General features: G+C 55.3%; 21 protein-coding genes. 5 read left to right on the forward strand and 16 right to left on the reverse strand.

The window, feature by feature from the left end; genetic code table 11:
- Positions 1–243 precede the first annotated feature (243 nt).
- Together pgi and P9875_RS23550 are read left to right on the forward strand one after the other, a co-directional pair.
- Positions 244–1908 carry a glucose-6-phosphate isomerase gene (gene pgi, locus P9875_RS23545; RefSeq protein WP_278316755.1) on the forward strand — a complete coding sequence of 555 codons (1665 nt, stop codon included), beginning with the start codon at positions 244–246 and terminating at the stop codon, positions 1906–1908.
- A gap of 14 nt (positions 1909–1922) precedes the next feature.
- Complete coding sequence (locus P9875_RS23550) at positions 1923–2819, forward strand: SMP-30/gluconolactonase/LRE family protein (RefSeq protein WP_278316756.1); 897 nt, start codon at positions 1923–1925, stop codon at positions 2817–2819.
- Between the two features lie 180 nt (positions 2820–2999).
- Here the strand turns inward: P9875_RS23550 and P9875_RS23555 are convergent, their stop codons facing one another.
- Positions 3000–3953 carry a chemotaxis protein gene (locus P9875_RS23555; protein WP_035821285.1) on the reverse strand — a complete coding sequence of 318 codons (954 nt, stop codon included), beginning with the start codon at positions 3951–3953 and terminating at the stop codon, positions 3000–3002.
- 172 nt (positions 3954–4125) lie between these two features.
- Here P9875_RS23555 and P9875_RS23560 point away from each other — a divergent pair, with 172 nt between their 5' ends.
- From P9875_RS23560 to P9875_RS23570, 3 genes are all read left to right on the forward strand, one after another.
- Positions 4126–4323 carry a hypothetical protein gene (locus tag P9875_RS23560; protein ID WP_158300248.1) on the forward strand — a complete coding sequence of 66 codons (198 nt, stop codon included), beginning with the start codon at positions 4126–4128 and terminating at the stop codon, positions 4321–4323.
- Between the two features lie 193 nt (positions 4324–4516).
- A complete protein-coding gene (zwf, locus tag P9875_RS23565; protein WP_034750861.1) occupies positions 4517–5989 on the forward strand; it encodes a glucose-6-phosphate dehydrogenase in 1473 nt (490 codons plus the stop codon).
- 111 nt (positions 5990–6100) lie between these two features.
- A complete protein-coding gene (locus P9875_RS23570) occupies positions 6101–6955 on the forward strand; it encodes an SIS domain-containing protein (protein WP_034750862.1) in 855 nt (284 codons plus the stop codon).
- Between the two features lie 160 nt (positions 6956–7115).
- On the opposite strand, the gene P9875_RS23575 is transcribed toward P9875_RS23570, so the two are convergent.
- The 15 genes from P9875_RS23575 to P9875_RS23645 all read right to left on the reverse strand — a co-directional run bounded on the left by P9875_RS23575 (position 7116) and on the right by P9875_RS23645 (position 16819).
- Positions 7116–7943, reverse strand: coding sequence for an IS5 family transposase (locus P9875_RS23575; protein ID WP_278316757.1), 828 nt, complete (start codon positions 7941–7943; stop codon positions 7116–7118).
- Between the two features lie 66 nt (positions 7944–8009).
- On the reverse strand, positions 8010–8465 hold the full coding sequence (locus tag P9875_RS23580; protein ID WP_099404141.1) for a DUF3304 domain-containing protein: 456 nt from the start codon (positions 8463–8465) through the stop codon (positions 8010–8012).
- Positions 8466–8611: 146 nt separating this feature from the next.
- Complete coding sequence (locus tag P9875_RS23585) at positions 8612–9160, reverse strand: DUF3304 domain-containing protein (RefSeq protein WP_278316758.1); 549 nt, start codon at positions 9158–9160, stop codon at positions 8612–8614.
- A 51-nt stretch (positions 9161–9211) separates the two neighbouring features.
- Complete coding sequence (locus tag P9875_RS23590) at positions 9212–9664, reverse strand: DUF3304 domain-containing protein (protein ID WP_278316759.1); 453 nt, start codon at positions 9662–9664, stop codon at positions 9212–9214.
- A 40-nt stretch (positions 9665–9704) separates the two neighbouring features.
- The gene (locus P9875_RS23595; protein ID WP_278316760.1) at positions 9705–10082 is read right to left on the reverse strand and encodes a hypothetical protein; all 378 of its coding nucleotides are present in this window, start codon (positions 10080–10082) and stop codon (positions 9705–9707) included.
- 14 nt (positions 10083–10096) lie between these two features.
- Positions 10097–12079, reverse strand: coding sequence for a T6SS phospholipase effector Tle1-like catalytic domain-containing protein (locus tag P9875_RS23600; protein WP_278316761.1), 1983 nt, complete (start codon positions 12077–12079; stop codon positions 10097–10099).
- Positions 12080–12194: 115 nt separating this feature from the next.
- Positions 12195–12818, reverse strand: coding sequence for a DUF3304 domain-containing protein (locus P9875_RS23605; RefSeq protein WP_176391087.1), 624 nt, complete (start codon positions 12816–12818; stop codon positions 12195–12197).
- Between the two features lie 9 nt (positions 12819–12827).
- Positions 12828–13199, reverse strand: coding sequence for a hypothetical protein (locus P9875_RS23610; protein ID WP_176391085.1), 372 nt, complete (start codon positions 13197–13199; stop codon positions 12828–12830).
- Complete coding sequence (locus tag P9875_RS23615; RefSeq protein ID WP_278316762.1) at positions 13196–13816, reverse strand: DUF3304 domain-containing protein; 621 nt, start codon at positions 13814–13816, stop codon at positions 13196–13198. Before P9875_RS23615 ends, P9875_RS23610 begins: the two co-directional genes overlap by 4 nt.
- A 9-nt stretch (positions 13817–13825) precedes the next feature.
- Positions 13826–14197 (reverse strand): hypothetical protein, encoded by a 372-nt coding sequence (locus tag P9875_RS23620; RefSeq protein ID WP_278316763.1) that lies wholly within the window; start codon positions 14195–14197, stop codon positions 13826–13828.
- On the reverse strand, positions 14194–14814 hold the full coding sequence (locus P9875_RS23625) for a DUF3304 domain-containing protein (protein ID WP_278316764.1): 621 nt from the start codon (positions 14812–14814) through the stop codon (positions 14194–14196). Before P9875_RS23625 ends, P9875_RS23620 begins: the two co-directional genes overlap by 4 nt.
- A gap of 10 nt (positions 14815–14824) precedes the next feature.
- Positions 14825–15118: a hypothetical protein gene (locus P9875_RS23630; protein ID WP_278316765.1), complete on the reverse strand. Its 294-nt coding sequence runs from the start codon at positions 15116–15118 to the stop codon at positions 14825–14827.
- Between the two features lie 76 nt (positions 15119–15194).
- The gene (locus P9875_RS23635) at positions 15195–15818 is read right to left on the reverse strand and encodes a DUF3304 domain-containing protein (RefSeq protein ID WP_278316766.1); all 624 of its coding nucleotides are present in this window, start codon (positions 15816–15818) and stop codon (positions 15195–15197) included.
- A 180-nt stretch (positions 15819–15998) separates the two neighbouring features.
- A complete protein-coding gene (locus tag P9875_RS23640) occupies positions 15999–16199 on the reverse strand; it encodes a hypothetical protein (protein ID WP_152598759.1) in 201 nt (66 codons plus the stop codon).
- Positions 16196–16819, reverse strand: coding sequence for a DUF3304 domain-containing protein (locus P9875_RS23645; protein WP_278316767.1), 624 nt, complete (start codon positions 16817–16819; stop codon positions 16196–16198). Before P9875_RS23645 ends, P9875_RS23640 begins: the two co-directional genes overlap by 4 nt.
- Positions 16820–16859: the final 40 nt, after the last annotated feature.

The following is a 16859-nucleotide window of genomic DNA, read 5'->3' on the forward strand; positions in this document are numbered from 1 at the left end:
ACGGATTGCGGCGTATCAAGGCAAACCTGGGCTATATCGCGTATCGGCACCTGCCAACATGGCTCTTATATGTCATGGGGGCAATCGCTAAAAAAAGCACAACAAAATCGGCTTCACGTCACAAACTGTAGTGAAATTACGTTTTTCTGATGTATTATTCTCATACCAATGCCGGATCCGCTGTTCGCCACCACGAACGCGCCGCGCTCCTTTCAACCGAGACAAGCACCCAAGCCGACCGCCATGCGCCAGCCAGCACCTACTCCTGCCATCACCGCCACCGCCAGTTTCCAGTCCCTGCAAGCGCACAGCGCCAGCCTGCGCGAAGTGCATCTGCGCCAGCTGTTCGCGGCCGACCCCGCCCGCTTTTCCAGCATGACCGTCGATGCGGCCGGCCTGCTGCTCGATTACTCGAAGAACCGTGTCGACGCCACCGCCATGGGCCTGCTGATGGACCTGGCCCGCGAGCGCGGCGTCGAAGCGCAGCGCGAAGCCATGTTCACTGGCGAGAAAATCAATCTTACCGAACATCGGGCCGTTCTGCATACGGCTTTGCGCGCGCCACGCGGCACCAGGCTGGTGGTCGATGGCCAGGATATCGATGCCGACGTGCAAGATGTGCTGCAACGCGTGAAGGCGTTTACGGACAAGGTACGCAATGGCAGCTGGCTCGGCTACACGGGCAAGCCGATTTGCGACATCGTCAACATCGGCATCGGCGGCTCGGACCTGGGTCCGAAAATGGCGTGCCTGGCGCTGCGCTCGTATGCCAACCCGGGCCTGGAAATGCACTTTGTTTCCAACGTCGACGGCCACGACATGGAAGCGACTCTGTCGAAAGTCGATCCGGAAACAACGCTCTTCATCGTGGCGTCGAAAACTTTTGTGACGGCTGAAACCATGCTCAACGCCAACACGGCGCGCGCCTGGTTCCTGCTCGAAGGCGAAGAAAAAGACCTGGCGCAACATTTTGTGGCCGTCTCGACCAACACGCAAGCCATCGTCGACTTCGGCATTTCGCCGGATAACATGTTCCCGTTCTGGGACTGGGTCGGCGGCCGTTACTCCGTCTGGTCGTCGATCGGCCTGGCCGTGGCCCTGTCCGTCGGCTTTGAATACTTCAGCGATTTCCTCGCCGGCGCGCATGCGATGGACCAGCATTTCCGCCAGGCGCCGCTGGAACACAACATGCCCGTCGTGCTGGCCATGGTCGGTTTCTGGAACCGCCAGTTCCTCGATTGCGGCTCCGTTTCCATCGCGCCCTACCACCAGGATTTGAGCCGCTTTGCCGCCTACTTGCAACAGCTGGACATGGAAAGCAACGGCAAGCGCGTCACCAAGGATGGCGTGCCCGTCGACGTGCCGACCGGCCCCGTCATCTGGGGCGATTGCGGCACGAATGCACAGCACGCGTATTTCCAGCTGCTGCACCAGGGCACGGACATCACGCCCATCGACTTCATCGCCGCCCTGCGCGCCACGCACGACTTGCCGGGCCACCATGACGCCCTGCTGGCGAACTGCTTCGCCCAGTCGGAAGCCTTCATGACGGGCAAGACGGGTGATGAAGTGCGCCTTGATTTGCAGGCGCAAGGCTTGCCGGAAAGCGAGATCGAAGCGCTGGTGCCGCACAAGACTTTCCCAGGTAACCGCCCCAGCAACACCATCCTGATGGACCAGCTGACCCCGACCACCCTGGGCGCCCTGATCGCGCTGTACGAACACAAGACCTTCGTGCAGGGCGTCTTGTGGAACGTCAACAGTTTTGATCAGTGGGGCGTGGAACTGGGCAAGGTGCTGGCCAAGAAAATCCAGGCCGAACTGACGGGCGAAGCCCGTCCCGACCACCACGACAGCTCGACCAATGGCTTGATTGCCTTGGCGAAAGCCGCCAAGGCGGCGTACTAACTTAATTGAGGTTTATGAATATTTACGAAATCAAAGTAGTCAGTGACAAAGCCATGCAAGTGGGCGAATGCCCGTTGTGGCATGGCAAGGAAGCGGCCCTGTACTGGGTCGATATCGATGGCCGCGCCGTGCACCGCTTGCACCCGGCCAGCGGCAAGCATGAACAGTGGAGCATGCCGACGGAACCGTCGGCGCTGGCGATCAACGCCGGCGGCGGCCTGATCGTGGCCTTGCGTAGCGGCTTTGCCCACCTCGACACGAAGACGGGCAGCCTGGCGGAAATCGCCCCGGCGCCGTTCGACATGGCCACCACGCGCTTCAACGATGGCAAGGTCGACCCGGCAGGCCGTTTCTGGGTCGGCACGATTTTCGAGCCGCGCAACGCCGATGCTGCAGAAATGTTCGTGCTGGAAAAGGGACAAGTACGCAAAGTCTGGTCGGGTGGCATGACCGTATCGAACGGCCTGGGCTTCAGCCCGGACAAGCGCACCATGTATCACTCGGACACCACCACGCACCGCATCGACCGCTTCGATTTCGATGCGGCCACGGGAGCCATTTCCGCGCCGCAACCGTTCCAGCGTTTTTCCACGGACAAGAAAGCGTTTGATTACGGCGGGCGCCCCGATGGCGCGGCCGTCGACAGCGAAGGCAATTACTGGTCGGCCATGTTTGAAGGCGGCAAAATCTTGCGCTTCGCCCCCGATGGCCATTTGCTCGGTGAAATTACCGTTCCCGTGCGCTGCCCCACCATGGTGACGTTCGGCGGCCCCGACCTGCGCACCCTGTACATCACCAGCGCCAGCCACAACCGCTCCGCCGCCGAAATCGCCGACTACCCGTTGACGGGCCACGTGCTGTCCGTGCGCGTGGACGTGGCGGGCCAGCCGGAAACAGCTTACCAGGCGTAATAGTTTGCCAGCATAGAAAAAGCGCCGAACCCTCGCGGGTAGCGGCGCTTTTTTATGTCTATGGCGTAGGTCGGATTAGCGGGACGAAGGCCCGCGTAATCCGACAATGTGTTGGCCATGGTGGCGTCGGATTACGCGCAGCTTCGCTGCGCTAATCCGACCTACGGATGCTCCATGTAATTACCGCGACAATACCTTGCGTATCGTCTCGGCCAATTCAGCCGCCACGAATTTCGCCACATACCCATCGGCGCCCACGCCCTTGACGTGGTCTTCGTTGGTCGAGCCCGTCAGCGACGAGTGGATCACCACGGGGATGTTGGAGAAACGGCCATCGTTCTTGATGTTGCGCGTCAAGGTAAAGCCATCCATTTCAGGCATTTCCAGGTCGGTCAGCACCAGCGCGACCTTGTCTTTCGCCGTCTTGCCTTCGGTGGCAGCCTGGGCCGAGATCGCCTGCAGGCGTTCCCACGCTTCCTTGCCCGTCTTGGTCATGATGAAAGGCACGCCCATCGCTTCGAGGCCCTTTTCGATCAGCGAGCGGGCCAGCGAGGAATCGTCGGCCGCGAGGATCACGGCGCCGGCCGGCAAGCGCACTTGCGGGCCGATGCTGTTCTCGTCCACGTCCGGGTCGCCCGACGGCAGCACATTGCGCAGGATTTGTTCCACGTCCAGCACTTGCGCCAGGCGTGTCTTGTCCGTGTCGCCATCAAGGCGCGCGATACTGGTGACGAGGCCGCCACCGACACTCGACTCGGCCGACAGCACCTGGTTCCATTCCAGGCGCACGATTTCATCGACCTCTTCCACGGCAAACGCCTGTGTCGAGCGGGCAAATTCGGTCACCATCAGGATCTTCAAACCATTGCTCTTGCAGCCGACCGCCATCGGCAAGTCGATCACGGGCACGATCTGGCCACGGATGTTGACCACGCCCAGCATGTGCGGGTGCGAACCGGCCACGGCCGTGATGGCCGGCATTTCCATGATTTCACGGACTTTGAACACATTGATGCCGAACAGTTCGCGGCTGGTCGAGTGATCACTGGTGCCCAGCTTGAACAGGAACAGTTCGAATTTGTTATTGCCTGTCAGGCTGGTGCGTTCATCGACATCTTGCTGCATTGAATTCATTGTGTCCCCTTGAGCCGTCTTGTAAAGTTAAGTCGCCTGCCCCTGATGCTGCGGACAGTGCGGACTGCACGTCGCATGGACGTCGGATGGCGGGTTCGGGGCATGGCCGGCGCTAGCGGTGCAGTGTGTATCGTACAATTTTTTACAACCAATAGTTGCTATCGATTCCAGCTTGAATTATACGGTTTTTTACTTTCTTCAAAGCTACTTTACGCTGCCAACGGCGATCCTGACAGCATTTCTTGATTTGCTTGTTGCTACAGCGCAAATGATGACGGAGAGAATCGAAAATTTCCCTGGCAACCATGGTTGCTTTGAAAAGCCAGGTGAAAAGCATGGCGCAGCGCCAGCAGCGGCGAACGGCATATAATGGCCATGCTGGCAGCACTGGCAGGCATACCGGGCAAAATGGCGACGGCAGCGGATGGAATGTAGTAAAATTTCTTGCAATTGCCTGTTCTACGTAGTAAATTTACACCATCGATTATAGTAGCGACAGACTGGCACTTCCGGTCGGCTTTCTCCCCGCTCCGGCCCTTTTACTTTTGCGACGACACTCACTTATGGCACTTACCGATTTTGACCTGGTCCTGTTTGGCGGCAGCGGCGATTTAGCAATGCGCAAGTTGTTGCCTGCAATGTATGCGCGCGACGTCGCGAACGATTTGCCGCCGACGGCGCGCATCATCTGTGTGGGCCGCCAGGACAGCGGCCAGGATGCCTTCCTGAAAATGGTAGAGACCAACTCGCGTCCCCATATCAAGGCCAGCACCCTGAATGCCGCCACCTGGAGCAAATTCTGCGCGCGCATCGTGTACGTGTCGCTCAACGCCAGCGATGCGGCCACGTACGCGCCGCTGGTCGAAGCGCTGCGCGGCGATGCCGACCTGACGCGCGTGTACTACCTGGCGACGCCGCCGCATCTGTTCGCCCTCATCTGCGACAACCTGGAAGACAACGGCCTGGTGACGCCGAATTCGCGCGTGGTCCTGGAAAAGCCGCTGGGCCGCGATCTGGCCAGCGCCAAGCAGATCAACGCCGAAGTGGGCAAGGTATTCCAGGAATCGCAGATCTACCGTATCGACCATTACCTGGGCAAGGAAACCGTGCAGAACTTGCTGGCCCTGCGCTTCGGCAATATCCTGTTCGAACCGCTGTGGCGCCGCGAATGGATTTCCGACGTGCAGATCACCATCGCCGAAAAGCTGGGCGTGGGCAACCGCATGGGTTACTACGACACCTCGGGCGCGCTGCGCGACATGCTGCAAAACCACTTGCTGCAACTGCTGTGCATCGTCGCCATGGAACCGCCGACCTCGATCGCGCCGGACGCCGTGCGCGATGAAAAGCTGCAAGTGCTGCGCTCGCTGAAAAAATTCACGCCCACCACCCTGGCGCAAAACATCGTGCGCGGCCAGTACCGCGCCGGCCACGTCGACGGCGCCACCGTGCCGAGCTACCGCGACGAACCGGATGCGCCGGAACATTCGCGCACCGAAACCTTCGTTGCCCTGAAGGCGGAAATCGACACCTGGCGCTGGGCCGGTGTGCCGTTCTACCTGCGCACGGGCAAGCGCATGGCCGACAGCCTGGCCGAGATCGTCGTGCGCTTCAAACAGATCCCGCACTCGATCTTCAACCAGCCCACGTCGAGCTTCCAGCCGAACTGCCTGGTGATCCGTCTGCAGCCGGACGAAGGCTTGCGCATGAATTTGATGGCGAAAACCCCGGGCGACGGCATGCGCCTGAAACCGGCGGAACTGGAACTCGATTTCCGCGAGTCGTTCAAGACCCCGCGCATGGACGCCTACGAGCGTTTGCTGCTCGACGTCCTGCGCGGCCAGTTGACCCTGTTCATGCGCGGCGACGAACTGGAAGCGGCCTGGGAATGGGTCGAGCCGATTCTCGACAACTGGGAACAGAACGACAGCGCGCCGATTCCGTACACGGCAGGCACCTGGGGCCCCGCGGCCGCCAGCGCCCTGATCGGCCGCGATGGCTTGCAGTGGCGTGAAGAAGCCCTGCCGGAAGACTAATCTAGCAGGGCAAGGAGCCGTGCCTTGCAAGGCACGGCCGTTACGCAGGCGCGGAGCTGTGCTCCGCGAATTCCCTGCTTCACCGCTTCCCGAAATCAGAAGACTAATTTAATGCTGCTTGACTCCATCCGCACCCAGCTCGATTCGCTCTCCAAGTCGGAGAAGAAGGTCGCGCTGGCCGTGCTTGACCAGCCTAACCAGACGGTCAGCCAGAACATCACGGCGCTGGCGAAAAGCGCGCAGGTGTCGGAACCGACCGTGGTGCGTTTTTGCCGCACCCTGGGCTATGACGGCTGGCATGAATTCAAGCTGAAGCTGGCGCAGGGCCTGGCCCTGGCCATGCCGGGCGCGAACGAGCAGCCGGCGCAGGACGACCTGGCGGCCGACCTGGTGAATAAAATCTGCAGCCGCTCGATCAACACCCTGCTCGACCTGCGCAACAACCTGAACCCGGAAGCGATCCAGCGCGCGCTCGACATCCTGTCACGCGCCAGCAAGATCGAATTCTATGGCCAGGGCACATCGGGCATCGTGGCGGCCGACGCGCAGCACAAGTTCTTCCGCTCGGGCGTGCCGACGGTGGCCTACAGCGATCCGAACATCCACAGCATCGCCGCGGCCCTGCTGCGCGGCGGCGACTGCCTGGTGGCCATCTCGCAGCGCGGCAACAGCCCCGCCCTGGTCCGCTCCGTGAAACTGGCGCGCCGCGGCGGCGCCGACGTCGTCGTGCTGGCCCCATCGGGCACGCCGCTGGCCGACCTGGCAACCGTGCTGATCCCGATCGACCTGGTCTTCAACACCGACCCCTACACGCCGATTTCCGCGCGCCTGGCCTACCTGGTCGTGATCGACGTGCTGGCCGTGGGCCTGGCCCTGCAGCGGGGCCCCGAGTTCCGCAAGAAAATGCAAAATGCACAGAAGGCGCTGCAGGAATTCGACATGCAGTTCGATTCCTTCATCGGCTGATCCCCGATCGGCGCCAGCCTCGCTGGTGCCGCTCCGTATCCAAACGTCTCCATCGGACCAGGATATCTCTTCCTTGATCTCACATCAGGAACCGATACACGCGCAGCCTTTGCATCGAAAGATCAGCCCACCATCCGTGTCTAAGAGACGGTTTAATAACTTAGCGGAAATTTAGTCGATGCAGTAGCAGCGATCCCATGGCCAAGTAAATCATGTTTTCCGACACGTCAATGCGCTGTTCATAGTCGCGCACCAAGCGTCGGTAACGCATCAGCCATGCAAACGTTCGCTCGACCACCCAGCGCCTTGGCTGAACAGCGAAACCTTGCTGCCGCTGCAGGCGCCGCACGACCTCCACCGTAAAGTCGAGAAACTCTGCCTTGTCCATCAGTTGTCTGCGGTCGTATGCCGCATCCCCAAACAGATGCTTCACCCACGGCCAGCGTTTGACCAAGCCGTCGAGTACCATCTGAGCACCAGTGGAGTCGGCGATATCGGCTGGTGTCAGGTTCATCGCCAGCAAGCGACCATCCGTGTCGACCGCAATATGGCGTTTGCGCCCACTGACTTTCTTGTTGGCGTCATAGCCTCTCGTTCGTGCCCTTGGCGCTTTCACGCTCTGGCTATCGACAATGCCGGCACTCGGCAGCACCTCCCGCTCATTGGACAAGCGATCAAGCATCAGCGCCAAGTCATGAATGGTGCGAAACAGCATGCGCCGCATCAGTCGCCGGAACCAGTAATAAACCGTCTGATAGGGCGGAAAATCATTGGGCAGCATGCGCCACTCGCATCCGGACCGCACCATGTATCGCAGCGCATTGATCACTGCGCGCAAATCCGTTTTGCGCGGTCTTCCCGTCTTCGCTTGCTTCGGCAGCAGCGGTGCGATCAGGTGCCACTCTTCATCTTTCACATCCGTAGGATAACCACGTTTGAGCGGTGTCCGTACCTGTTGATGCTTGCTACGATTCTCTTGTGTCCACATGACAGCTACTCCAAAACGTCAAAGACGCTTTGACACAAAAGTTGCTACGAAGTTTTTAAACCGTCACTAAGAATTGGGATCCTTTGGTTTCCCATAGTGGCGTATCGGATGAGCAGTGCTATAACCGGGATAAATTGAAACCACAACCCGAACTTCATCGTTTGGAAAAAAATGGATAAAGATACTTCCCGTTTCATCGTATTTTTCCACTTCCACCATTTTTTCTTTAATAATATGTTTTAGTCCATCCGGCATATCCCACCGCACCAGCACCATCATTCCCGGATACCACGCTCTCGGAATGGAGGCACAGCAAACTTCAGGTCCTCCCGCTCCCCATCTGGCCATATTGGCACCTCCGGCTCCATCCACCGACGCGGAGTAAATAAAATTCCCGGTATGGTTCACAATACCCACCTGCGCTATCGCGGTAGGACCTGGGCCGGCTTCCTCGACCTGCCTGGCCTTGAACGCACAGCCGCTCAGCAGCAAAGCAGCGCCAAGATACATAATCCATTTCATGATTTTCACCTTGCAAAAAATGCCACGTCGCTTTTCACTTTACCGCCACATACGGCAATAGAAAATAGGGGGATGCCCATGCGTGGATGCTTCAAGAAAAAGTGCTCGGAAGCGGTCCAGAAATGGAAATTTTATCGATCATCTTATCAAGGAAGATTGGCAGGTTTTTCGGAGTGAAGAATAGGATGAATTTTGCTAGGCCCTCCAGCATTTGACACAACCACTCTCACCTCGTCATTCTCAAAAAAATGCATATAAATATCTCCTGGTCTATCATATTTTTCCACTTCCACCATTTTTTCTTTGACAACGTCGGTATGCCCCTCAGGCATATTCCACCGCACCAGGACTTTCATACCCGGATGCCACACACGAGGAATGGATGCGCAGCAAATATTGGCAAGTCCCGCCCCCCATCTGGCCATATTCCCCCCTCCCGCCCCATCCACCGATGCGGAATAAATATACTTCCCCGTATGATTGACAATACCCACCTGCGCCGTCGCGGTAGGACTTGGGCTAGCTTCCTCAAGCTGCCGGGCCTTGAGAGCACAACCGCTCAGCAGCAAGGCAGTGGCAAGATAAATAATCCATTTCATGATTTTCACCTTGCAAAAAATACTACGTTGTTTTTCTACTTTACTGCCATATACGGCAATAGAAAATAGGGGACTGTCCACACGTGGATGCTTCAAGAAAAAGTGCTCGGAAGCGGTCCAGAAATGGAAATTTTATCGATCATCCTATCAAGGAAGATTGGCAGGTTTTCCGGAGTGAAGAATAGGATGAGTTTTTGCCCCCCCTCCAGCATTTGACACGACAACCCTCACCTTATCATTGGGGAAGAAATGCATATAGATATCGCCAGGCTCATCGTATTTTTCCACTTCCACCATTTTTTCTTTAATAATATGTTTTAGTCCATCCGGCATATCCCACCGCACCAGCACCATCATTCCCGGATACCACACTCTCGGGATAGAGGCGCAGCAAACTTCGGCTCCCCCCGCTCCCCATCTGGCCATATTGGCTCCTCCCGCCCCATCCACCGATGCGGAATAAATATACTTCCCCGTATGGTTCACAATACCCACCTGCGCCGTCGCGGTAGGACTTGGGCCGGCTTGCTCAACCTGCCTGACCTTGAAGGCACAGCCGCTCAACAGCAAGGCAGCGCCAAGATACATAATCCATTTCATGATTTTCCTTTTATCAAAGTAAGCAGTTGAATGAAGAAGGCTAGGCAGCCGAGCACGCCTGCCAGAAATCGTCGGGCAGCGTGTCGAGCTCGGACAGGTAATTCGCACCCTGGCGCGTGCGCCGCAACAGGCTGGCCATCGCAGGATGCAAGGTGAAATCATCGGCCAGCATCAAGGCCAGGGCGCTGAAATGCTGACGCTGGCCAGCCGCCTCGATGCCGCTGGCGTTTGCCACAAACAAATGACGCGCCACGCGCGCGTGGCACTGGGCCGGAGTACCGGAATGAAACAGGTCCGGCTGCACATCATGCAGATTGGCAAGGATGGCGTCGGCTTCGGCGCTATCCACCAGGGCGGCGAAGGCGGCGTCGCCGAGGGGGAATTTATCAAACTCCGCCGGGGCGCACGGGTAGCTCAATGACCTAGCTTGACTTACACCGTCTTCGCCCGCTCCACCGCATCGGCAGATCTGTGATGGGCCATCGCGATACCGCGCTGTTCCTTGTGCAAAACAGGTAGCATGCCCGCATACTGAGCGCCCGACGGCTTGAAGGTATCCGATCCCATGTAAATTGACCGGAAACGCAAATAGCCACCTCCCATGAGTTTACTCTCGCGTCCGCCCTTGTCCGGTTCGATCGCATCCATTTCATTTTCGGTGCCTTTGACAGCTTTGTATCGCAGCAATTGCTCTTTTTCCTTCGTGCTCAAATTATAGGGATTGAGCTTCCCAGGGTCTGCCTCCGGACCGCTCTCCCAGTCACGGGCTCGCTCTTCCTGCGCCACAAGCAATTCCAGCGCGTACCACAAGTCGGGAATGTCTTTCCCCAGCGGTTTGAACCACGCGCGCGAGTCATGCACGAACTGCTCAAAAAAGTTGCTTACTTCGACGGGTGGTACCGGCTTATCCCAAAATTCAGCGATAGGTTCCCATTCGGGATTACGGGGCCGCCCTCTGCTGCTGGTCGTCCGCTGACCGGCGCGCCATTTTTCAAAGCTCGCAACCTCTTCTTCCAGCTCTTTGTCCGCCATCGTGAGATCAGTAAAATCAAATTTCCCGCTTTTATAGCTTGTTGCCAAATTCTTGACATTCGGTAAATTTCCCATCTTGCCTAGCATTTTCTTGTGCCACTGTATGTACAGCATATGCTGGAATTCCATGATTCTATGTAGCCGCAATGAGGGTTCAGCGCCTTGCTGCGCATGGCAAAAGCCGATATACGCATTGAAGGTGGTTATAGTCCGCGGATTGATGTGAAAGGCCCGCTTCGTCGCTTCACTGGCCTCTTCCAGCTTCAGCGGCACCCCGGCCAGGCGGGCAGCCCGGTACATCGTGGCCAACGTAATGCGCGACATCAAATCGCCGCCACTTGGATCTGTACCGCGCCCTTGTTCTTGCTGCAGATAGCCGCCTCCGATGTCCGAATGAACACCAGGAAAAACAATTTCCATACAATTAGGGGGAATATTGCCCAAGTGAGCAACGGAGTCCAAGGGAAAAGACCGGCGCACTTCATGCGCCGACACCAGATGCAGGCACTCGGTTGGCCCCGGTGACGTAGGTATTCTGAGCGACACTTCGGCGTCGGCCCAGCCACCATGTCCATCCACCATCCTGTTCGGGAGGGGTACTGAAGCCGCCAAGCCAACCGAAGCGACGGTATCGAACAGGCCCATGAAGTCGAAGGTCACCTCGATAGTGCCAATACTTAACTGGCGAGCCTTGACGCCCTTGCTAACGGTCAGTTGCGCATCGAGCTTGCATAACCAGATGAACCAGTTGGCAAACGAGCGCGCTTCGGCTGCGCCACGCGAGAAACCGAACATCGACACGAAGATATTGAGCACCTTGCCTTTATTGACGCTTTTCGCCGGCGCATCGGTTGGCACAAACGGCCGCAAATTGCTGTGCAACTTTTGCAAGGCCTGCGTGAAAGCGTTCACCAGCGCCTGTGAAGGCTGCACTTTGCTGGGCAAACTGAGCGTATTGAAGTCCTGTTTAAACGTCTTGTCATCCACCAGGGGAGCATCGGTATAATATCTGTGCACATTATTCAATGCTTCCACCAATGCCCAGATGATGCGATTTTCTCCCTTGTAGGCAAAGGCCAGGCCGCGCGCCCGGTCGCTGGTGAGAGCGCTAAATCCCTCTCCCGTATCGCCAACCTCGTCGAAACGCGTGCCCACTCCCGGAACGTAGGTGCGAAAGTAACTCTTGTGATATTTTGTCTCCAAGTCCGGCCACGCCTCGCTGCCATGCGTGTCTTTGCCCCCGGGAAATGCACGATACAAGCGCGCCACGTTGCTGTGCGAATGAAGCGGTACATCCCGCTTCATATTATTGTTGGTGCCGTCGAAGAAGAAGCCAAAAAACAGATTCGCATCGCATGAGGGGGAAATCCTGGGGCCGGACATTCCCTTTTTTTGACTAAATCACCCAATATTTTCAGTTCTATCTCATCATCAAAAAATTTAGCTGAATCTGCTGGTTCATTTTTCTCAGCAGAATAAATAGTGGCCAAAAATGCAGTCATGGATGCATTCCCTCAAGGCTCTGAATGAGTTTCTTCTTATACTCAATTACATCCTTTAATTCATCAATTTCAGTGACCGTCATCTTATTACTATTACGTGCCAATCCTTTTTCCATAGTATCTAACCATTTTTTTTCCAATTCTATTTTTGCTTTACGACGCTGTGTCCGATACTCCTTCGTCGCTACCGGATACCCCTTGATTTTCCCCGGCCACTCCGGCAAGCTCGGTCCGTAATGCGACACAACGGCTCCCACGCTGCCATCTTCGTAGACGATCAGCCAGATATCACCGGCCTTCCCATTCGGATACGGCGGGATGCTGACCGTCTCGCGATGCAGGGTCGGGTCCGGGTAAAACTGATAGGCCACCACCACATTCAACTCCGCATGCCACTTTTCCGGCACGCTGAAACAGCATATCGTGCCCCCCTGCCCATATGGATCGATCGAATCGCCACCGCCGCCGCTGTTGGTATTGCCCGGATTTTCAACCGCGATGTAGTTGACTTCGCGCGAAGAATAATTCAGCACCTGGATGCTCGCGGCCATGACGACGCCGGGTAAGCATGCGGCCAGCAAAAGGCCTCGCAATAGTTGCCTCTTGAGTAACGCACTCATGGTTTCCCCCTATGTATCAATGCCAAGACTCAGAGCGCGTGCCTTGGCGCCATTGCTAACGGTAAGTTGCGTATCCAGTTTGCATAGCCTGGCGTCACTGCCATGCGTATCTTTACCGCCGGAAAATGCACGATACAAGCGCGCCACGTTGCTGTGCGAGTGAAACGCCACATCCCGCTCCATATTATTGTTGGTGCCGTCGAAGAAGAAACCGAAAAATAGATTGACATCACATGGCGGAGGGAAGCCTGGAAGTGGGCATTCACGAGCTTTGAAAAATTTCACAATTTCTTTCATCTCACCAGTTCCGTCAAAAAAACGGTCTTTGTCAGATGGATCAGTTTTATCAACAGAATAGCTTTCAGCTAAAAAAGCAGTCATGGTTTTCCTTCCAGACTTTGGATGAGTTTTCTTTGGAATTCAATAATTTCTTGAGTCTCCTTTATATCTTCAACTGACAAAATATTGATGTCACGTAACAACACCCTTTCCAACGTAAGTAAGGTCGCTTTTTCCCTCTTCAATTTTTGTCTGCGACGCTCATCCCGATACTCCTTCGTCGGCACCGGATACCCCTTGATTTTCCCCGGCCACTCCGGTCGGCTCGGTCCGTAATGCGACACCACGGCTCCCACGCTGCCATCTTCATAGACGATCAGCCAGATATCACCTCCCTTCCCATCCGGATACGATGGAACACTGACCGTCTCGCGATGAAAGGTTGGGTCCGGGGACAACTGATAGACCACCACCACCTTCAAATCCGCATGCCACTTTTCCGGCACGCTGAAACAGCATATCGATCCGCCCTGCCCGTATGGACGGATCGAATCGCCACCGCCGCCGCTGTTGGTATTGCCAGGATTTTCAACCGCGATGTAATCGACTTCTCGCGAAGAATAATTCAGCACCTGGATGCTCGCGGCCATGACGACGCCGGGTAAGCATGCGGCCAGCAAAAGGCCTCGCAATAGTTGCCTCTTGAGTAACGCACTCATGGTTTCCCCCTATGTATCAATGCCAAGACTCAGAGCGCGTGCCTTGGCGCCATTGCTAACGGTCAGTTGCGTATCCAGTTTGCATAGCCTGGCGTCACTGCCATGCGTATCTTTACCGCCGGAAAATGCACGATACAAGCGCGCCACGTTGCTGTGCGAGTGAAACGCCACATCCCGCTCCATATTATTGTTGGTACCGTCGAAGAAGAAACCGAAAAACAGATTGACATCACATGGCGGAGGGAAACCTGGAAGTGGACACTCACGCGCCTTCATGAATTTTATAATTCTATCCATTTCATCTATTCCGTCAAAAAAACGGTCTTTATCAGATGGATCATTTTTATCTACAGAATAGCTTTTGGCTAAAAAAGCAATCATGGATTTCCTTCCAAGCTTTGGATGACTTTTTTCTGAAACTCAATGATTTCCTGAATCTCCTTTACCTTCTCATCTGGCAAAGAATTCCCTCTAAGCAACAGTCCTCTTTCCACCGTAAGTAAGCTAGCTTTTTCTCTCTTCAATTTCTGCTTACGACGCTCATCCCGATACTCCTTCGTCGGCACCGGATACCCCTTGATTTTTCCCGGCCACTCCGGTCGGCTCGGTCCGTAAAGCGACACCACGGCTCCCACGCTGCCATCTTCATAGACGATCAGCCAGATATCGCCCGCCTTCCCATCCGGATACTGTGGAACACTGACCGTCTCGCGATGAAAGGTCGGGTCCGGGGACAACTGATAGACCACCACCACCTTCAAATCCGCATGCCACTTTTCCGGCACGGTGAAACAGCATATCGATCCGCCCTGCCCGTATGGACGGATCGAATCGCCACCGCCGCCGCTGTTGGTATTGCCAGGATTTTCAACCGCGATGTAATCGACTTCGCGCGAAGAATAATTCAGCGCCTGAATACTCGCGGCCATGGCGACGCCGGGTAAGCATATGGCCAGCAAAAGCCCTCGCCATAGTTGGCTCTTGAGTAAGGTATTCATGGTTTCATCCCTATGCATCAATGCCAAGACTCAGAGCGCGTGCCTTGACGCCCTTACTAACGTTCAGTTGCGTATCCAGTTTGCATAGCTTGGCGTCACTGCCATGCGTGTCTTTATCACCTGAAAATGCACGATACAAACGCGCCACATTGCTATGAGCATGAAATGCCATATCCCGTTTCATATTATTATTGGTGCCGTCGAAAAAAAAAGCCGAAAAACAGATTGACATCACATGGCGGAGGGAAACCTGGAAATTGGCATTCACGATCCTTTGCAAAATCACCAAGAATTGGTTTTTCATTTTTCGCGCAAAAAAAAAACAATGAAATCAGGAGGATCATTTTTTATAGCTGGACAAATATCAACTAAAAAAGCAGTCATTTATCATTTTCCTCAAGAATATTAATAAGCTTTTTACTATATTCAATTGCCCCCTTCAATCTCATCAACTCTACAGGAGTTAGGTCACTCACATCGCCATCTAATGCATTCTCCATAGAATGTAGAACAGCCTTTTCTCTTTTTATTTTTTCCTTGCGGCGTTCATCCCGATACTCCTTCGTCGGCACCGGATACCCCTTGATTTTCCCCGGCCACTCCGGTCGGCTCGGTCCGTAAAGCGACACCACGGCTCCCACGCTGCCATCTTCATAGACGATCAGCCAGATATCGCCCGACTTCCCATCCGGATACTGTGGAACACTGACCGTCTCGCGATGAAAGGTTGGGTCCGGGGACAACTGATAGACCACCACCACCTTCAAATCCGCATGCCACTTTTCCGGCACGCTGAAACAGCATATCGATCCGCCCTGCCCGTATGGACGGATCGAATCGCCACCGCCGCCGCTGTTGGTATTGCCAGGATTTTCAACCGCGATGTAATCGACTTCTCGCGAAGAATAATTCAGCGCCTGAATGCTCGCGGCCATGGCGACGCCGGGTAAGCATGCGGCCAGCAAAAGACCTCGCAATAGTTGTCTCTTGAGTAAGGTATTCATGGTTTCATCCCTATGCATAAATGCCAAGACTCAGAGCGCGTGCCTTGACGCCCTTACTAACGTTCAGTTGCGTATCCAGTTTGCATAGCCTGGCGTCACTGCCATGCGTATCTTTACCGCCGGAAAATGCACGATACAAGCGCGCCACGTTGCTGTGCGAATGAAACGGCACATCCCGTTTCATTTATTGTTGGTGCCATCGAAGAAGAAGCCGAAAAACAGATTGACATCACATGGGGGAGGGAAGCCGGGAAGTGGGCACTCACGCTTCTTCATAAATCCTATAATTTCATCCATTTCATTAATTCCATCAAAAAAACGTTCCTTGTCAGATGGATCATTTTTATCTACAGAATAGCTTTCGGCCAAAAAATCTGTCATCGCACATTCCCATCTAAACTTTGGACAATTTTTTTTTGAAATTCAATAATTTCTTTTTTTTCTTTTATCTTTTCATCTGACAGAGTATAAAAATCACGCTGCAATCTTTTTTCCAAAAAATCGAGCGTATTTCTCTCTCTCTTTAGTTTATCTTTACGACGCTCATCCCGATACTCCTTCGTCGGCACCGGATACCCCTTGATTTTTCCCGGCCACTCCGGTCGGCTCGGTCCGTAAAGCGACACCACGGCTCCCACGCTGCCATCTTCATAGACGATCAGCCAGATATCACCTCCCTTCCCATCCGGATACGGTGGAACACTGACCGTCTCGCGATGAAAGGTCGGGTCCGGGGACAACTGATAGACCACCACCACCTTCAAATCCGCATGCCACTTTTCCGGCACGGTGAAACAGCATATCGATCCGCCCTGCCCGTATGGACGGATCGAATCGCCACCGCCGCCGCTGTTGGTATTGCCAGGATTTTCAACCGCGATGTAATCGACTTCGCGCGAAGAATAATTCAGCGCCTGAATGCTCGCGGCCATGGCGACGCCGGGTAAACATGCGGCCAGCAAGAGAACTCGCCAGCAATGGTGCTTGAGCAACGTCGTCATGATGTCATCGCTATCTATAAAATCGCCAAATGAATCTACC

The organism is Janthinobacterium rivuli, assembly GCF_029690045.1.
In the GTDB taxonomy this organism is placed as follows: domain Bacteria; phylum Pseudomonadota; class Gammaproteobacteria; order Burkholderiales; family Burkholderiaceae_D; genus Janthinobacterium; species Janthinobacterium rivuli.

What these genes read in the sequence shown, in the direction of transcription:
- P9875_RS23550 (WP_278316756.1), top strand. Translation starts at nt 1,923, where the DNA reads ATGAATATTTACGAAATCAAAGTAGTCAGTGACAAAGCCATGCAAGTG.
- P9875_RS23615 (WP_278316762.1), bottom strand. Translation starts at nt 13,816, where the DNA reads ATGAGTGCGTTACTCAAGAGGCAACTATTGCGAGGCCTTTTGCTGGCC.
- P9875_RS23590 (WP_278316759.1), bottom strand. Translation starts at nt 9,664, where the DNA reads ATGAAATGGATTATGTATCTTGGCGCTGCCTTGCTGTTGAGCGGCTGT.
- P9875_RS23625 (WP_278316764.1), bottom strand. Translation starts at nt 14,814, where the DNA reads ATGAATACCTTACTCAAGAGCCAACTATGGCGAGGGCTTTTGCTGGCC.
- P9875_RS23555 (WP_035821285.1), bottom strand. Translation starts at nt 3,953, where the DNA reads ATGAATTCAATGCAGCAAGATGTCGATGAACGCACCAGCCTGACAGGC.
- P9875_RS23605 (WP_176391087.1), bottom strand. Translation starts at nt 12,818, where the DNA reads ATGAGTGCGTTACTCAAGAGGCAACTATTGCGAGGCCTTTTGCTGGCC.
- P9875_RS23610 (WP_176391085.1), bottom strand. Translation starts at nt 13,199, where the DNA reads ATGACTGCTTTTTTAGCTGAAAGCTATTCTGTTGATAAAACTGATCCA.
- P9875_RS23635 (WP_278316766.1), bottom strand. Translation starts at nt 15,818, where the DNA reads ATGAATACCTTACTCAAGAGACAACTATTGCGAGGTCTTTTGCTGGCC.
- P9875_RS23570 (WP_034750862.1), top strand. Translation starts at nt 6,101, where the DNA reads ATGCTGCTTGACTCCATCCGCACCCAGCTCGATTCGCTCTCCAAGTCG.
- P9875_RS23630 (WP_278316765.1), bottom strand. Translation starts at nt 15,118, where the DNA reads ATGAAAAACCAATTCTTGGTGATTTTGCAAAGGATCGTGAATGCCAAT.
- zwf (WP_034750861.1), top strand. Translation starts at nt 4,517, where the DNA reads ATGGCACTTACCGATTTTGACCTGGTCCTGTTTGGCGGCAGCGGCGAT.
- P9875_RS23640 (WP_152598759.1), bottom strand. Translation starts at nt 16,199, where the DNA reads ATGACAGATTTTTTGGCCGAAAGCTATTCTGTAGATAAAAATGATCCA.
- P9875_RS23620 (WP_278316763.1), bottom strand. Translation starts at nt 14,197, where the DNA reads ATGATTGCTTTTTTAGCCAAAAGCTATTCTGTAGATAAAAATGATCCA.
- P9875_RS23580 (WP_099404141.1), bottom strand. Translation starts at nt 8,465, where the DNA reads ATGAAATGGATTATGTATCTTGGCGCTGCTTTGCTGCTGAGCGGCTGT.
- P9875_RS23575 (WP_278316757.1), bottom strand. Translation starts at nt 7,943, where the DNA reads ATGTGGACACAAGAGAATCGTAGCAAGCATCAACAGGTACGGACACCG.
- P9875_RS23600 (WP_278316761.1), bottom strand. Translation starts at nt 12,079, where the DNA reads ATGTCCGGCCCCAGGATTTCCCCCTCATGCGATGCGAATCTGTTTTTT.
- pgi (WP_278316755.1), top strand. Translation starts at nt 244, where the DNA reads ATGCGCCAGCCAGCACCTACTCCTGCCATCACCGCCACCGCCAGTTTC.
- P9875_RS23645 (WP_278316767.1), bottom strand. Translation starts at nt 16,819, where the DNA reads ATGACGACGTTGCTCAAGCACCATTGCTGGCGAGTTCTCTTGCTGGCC.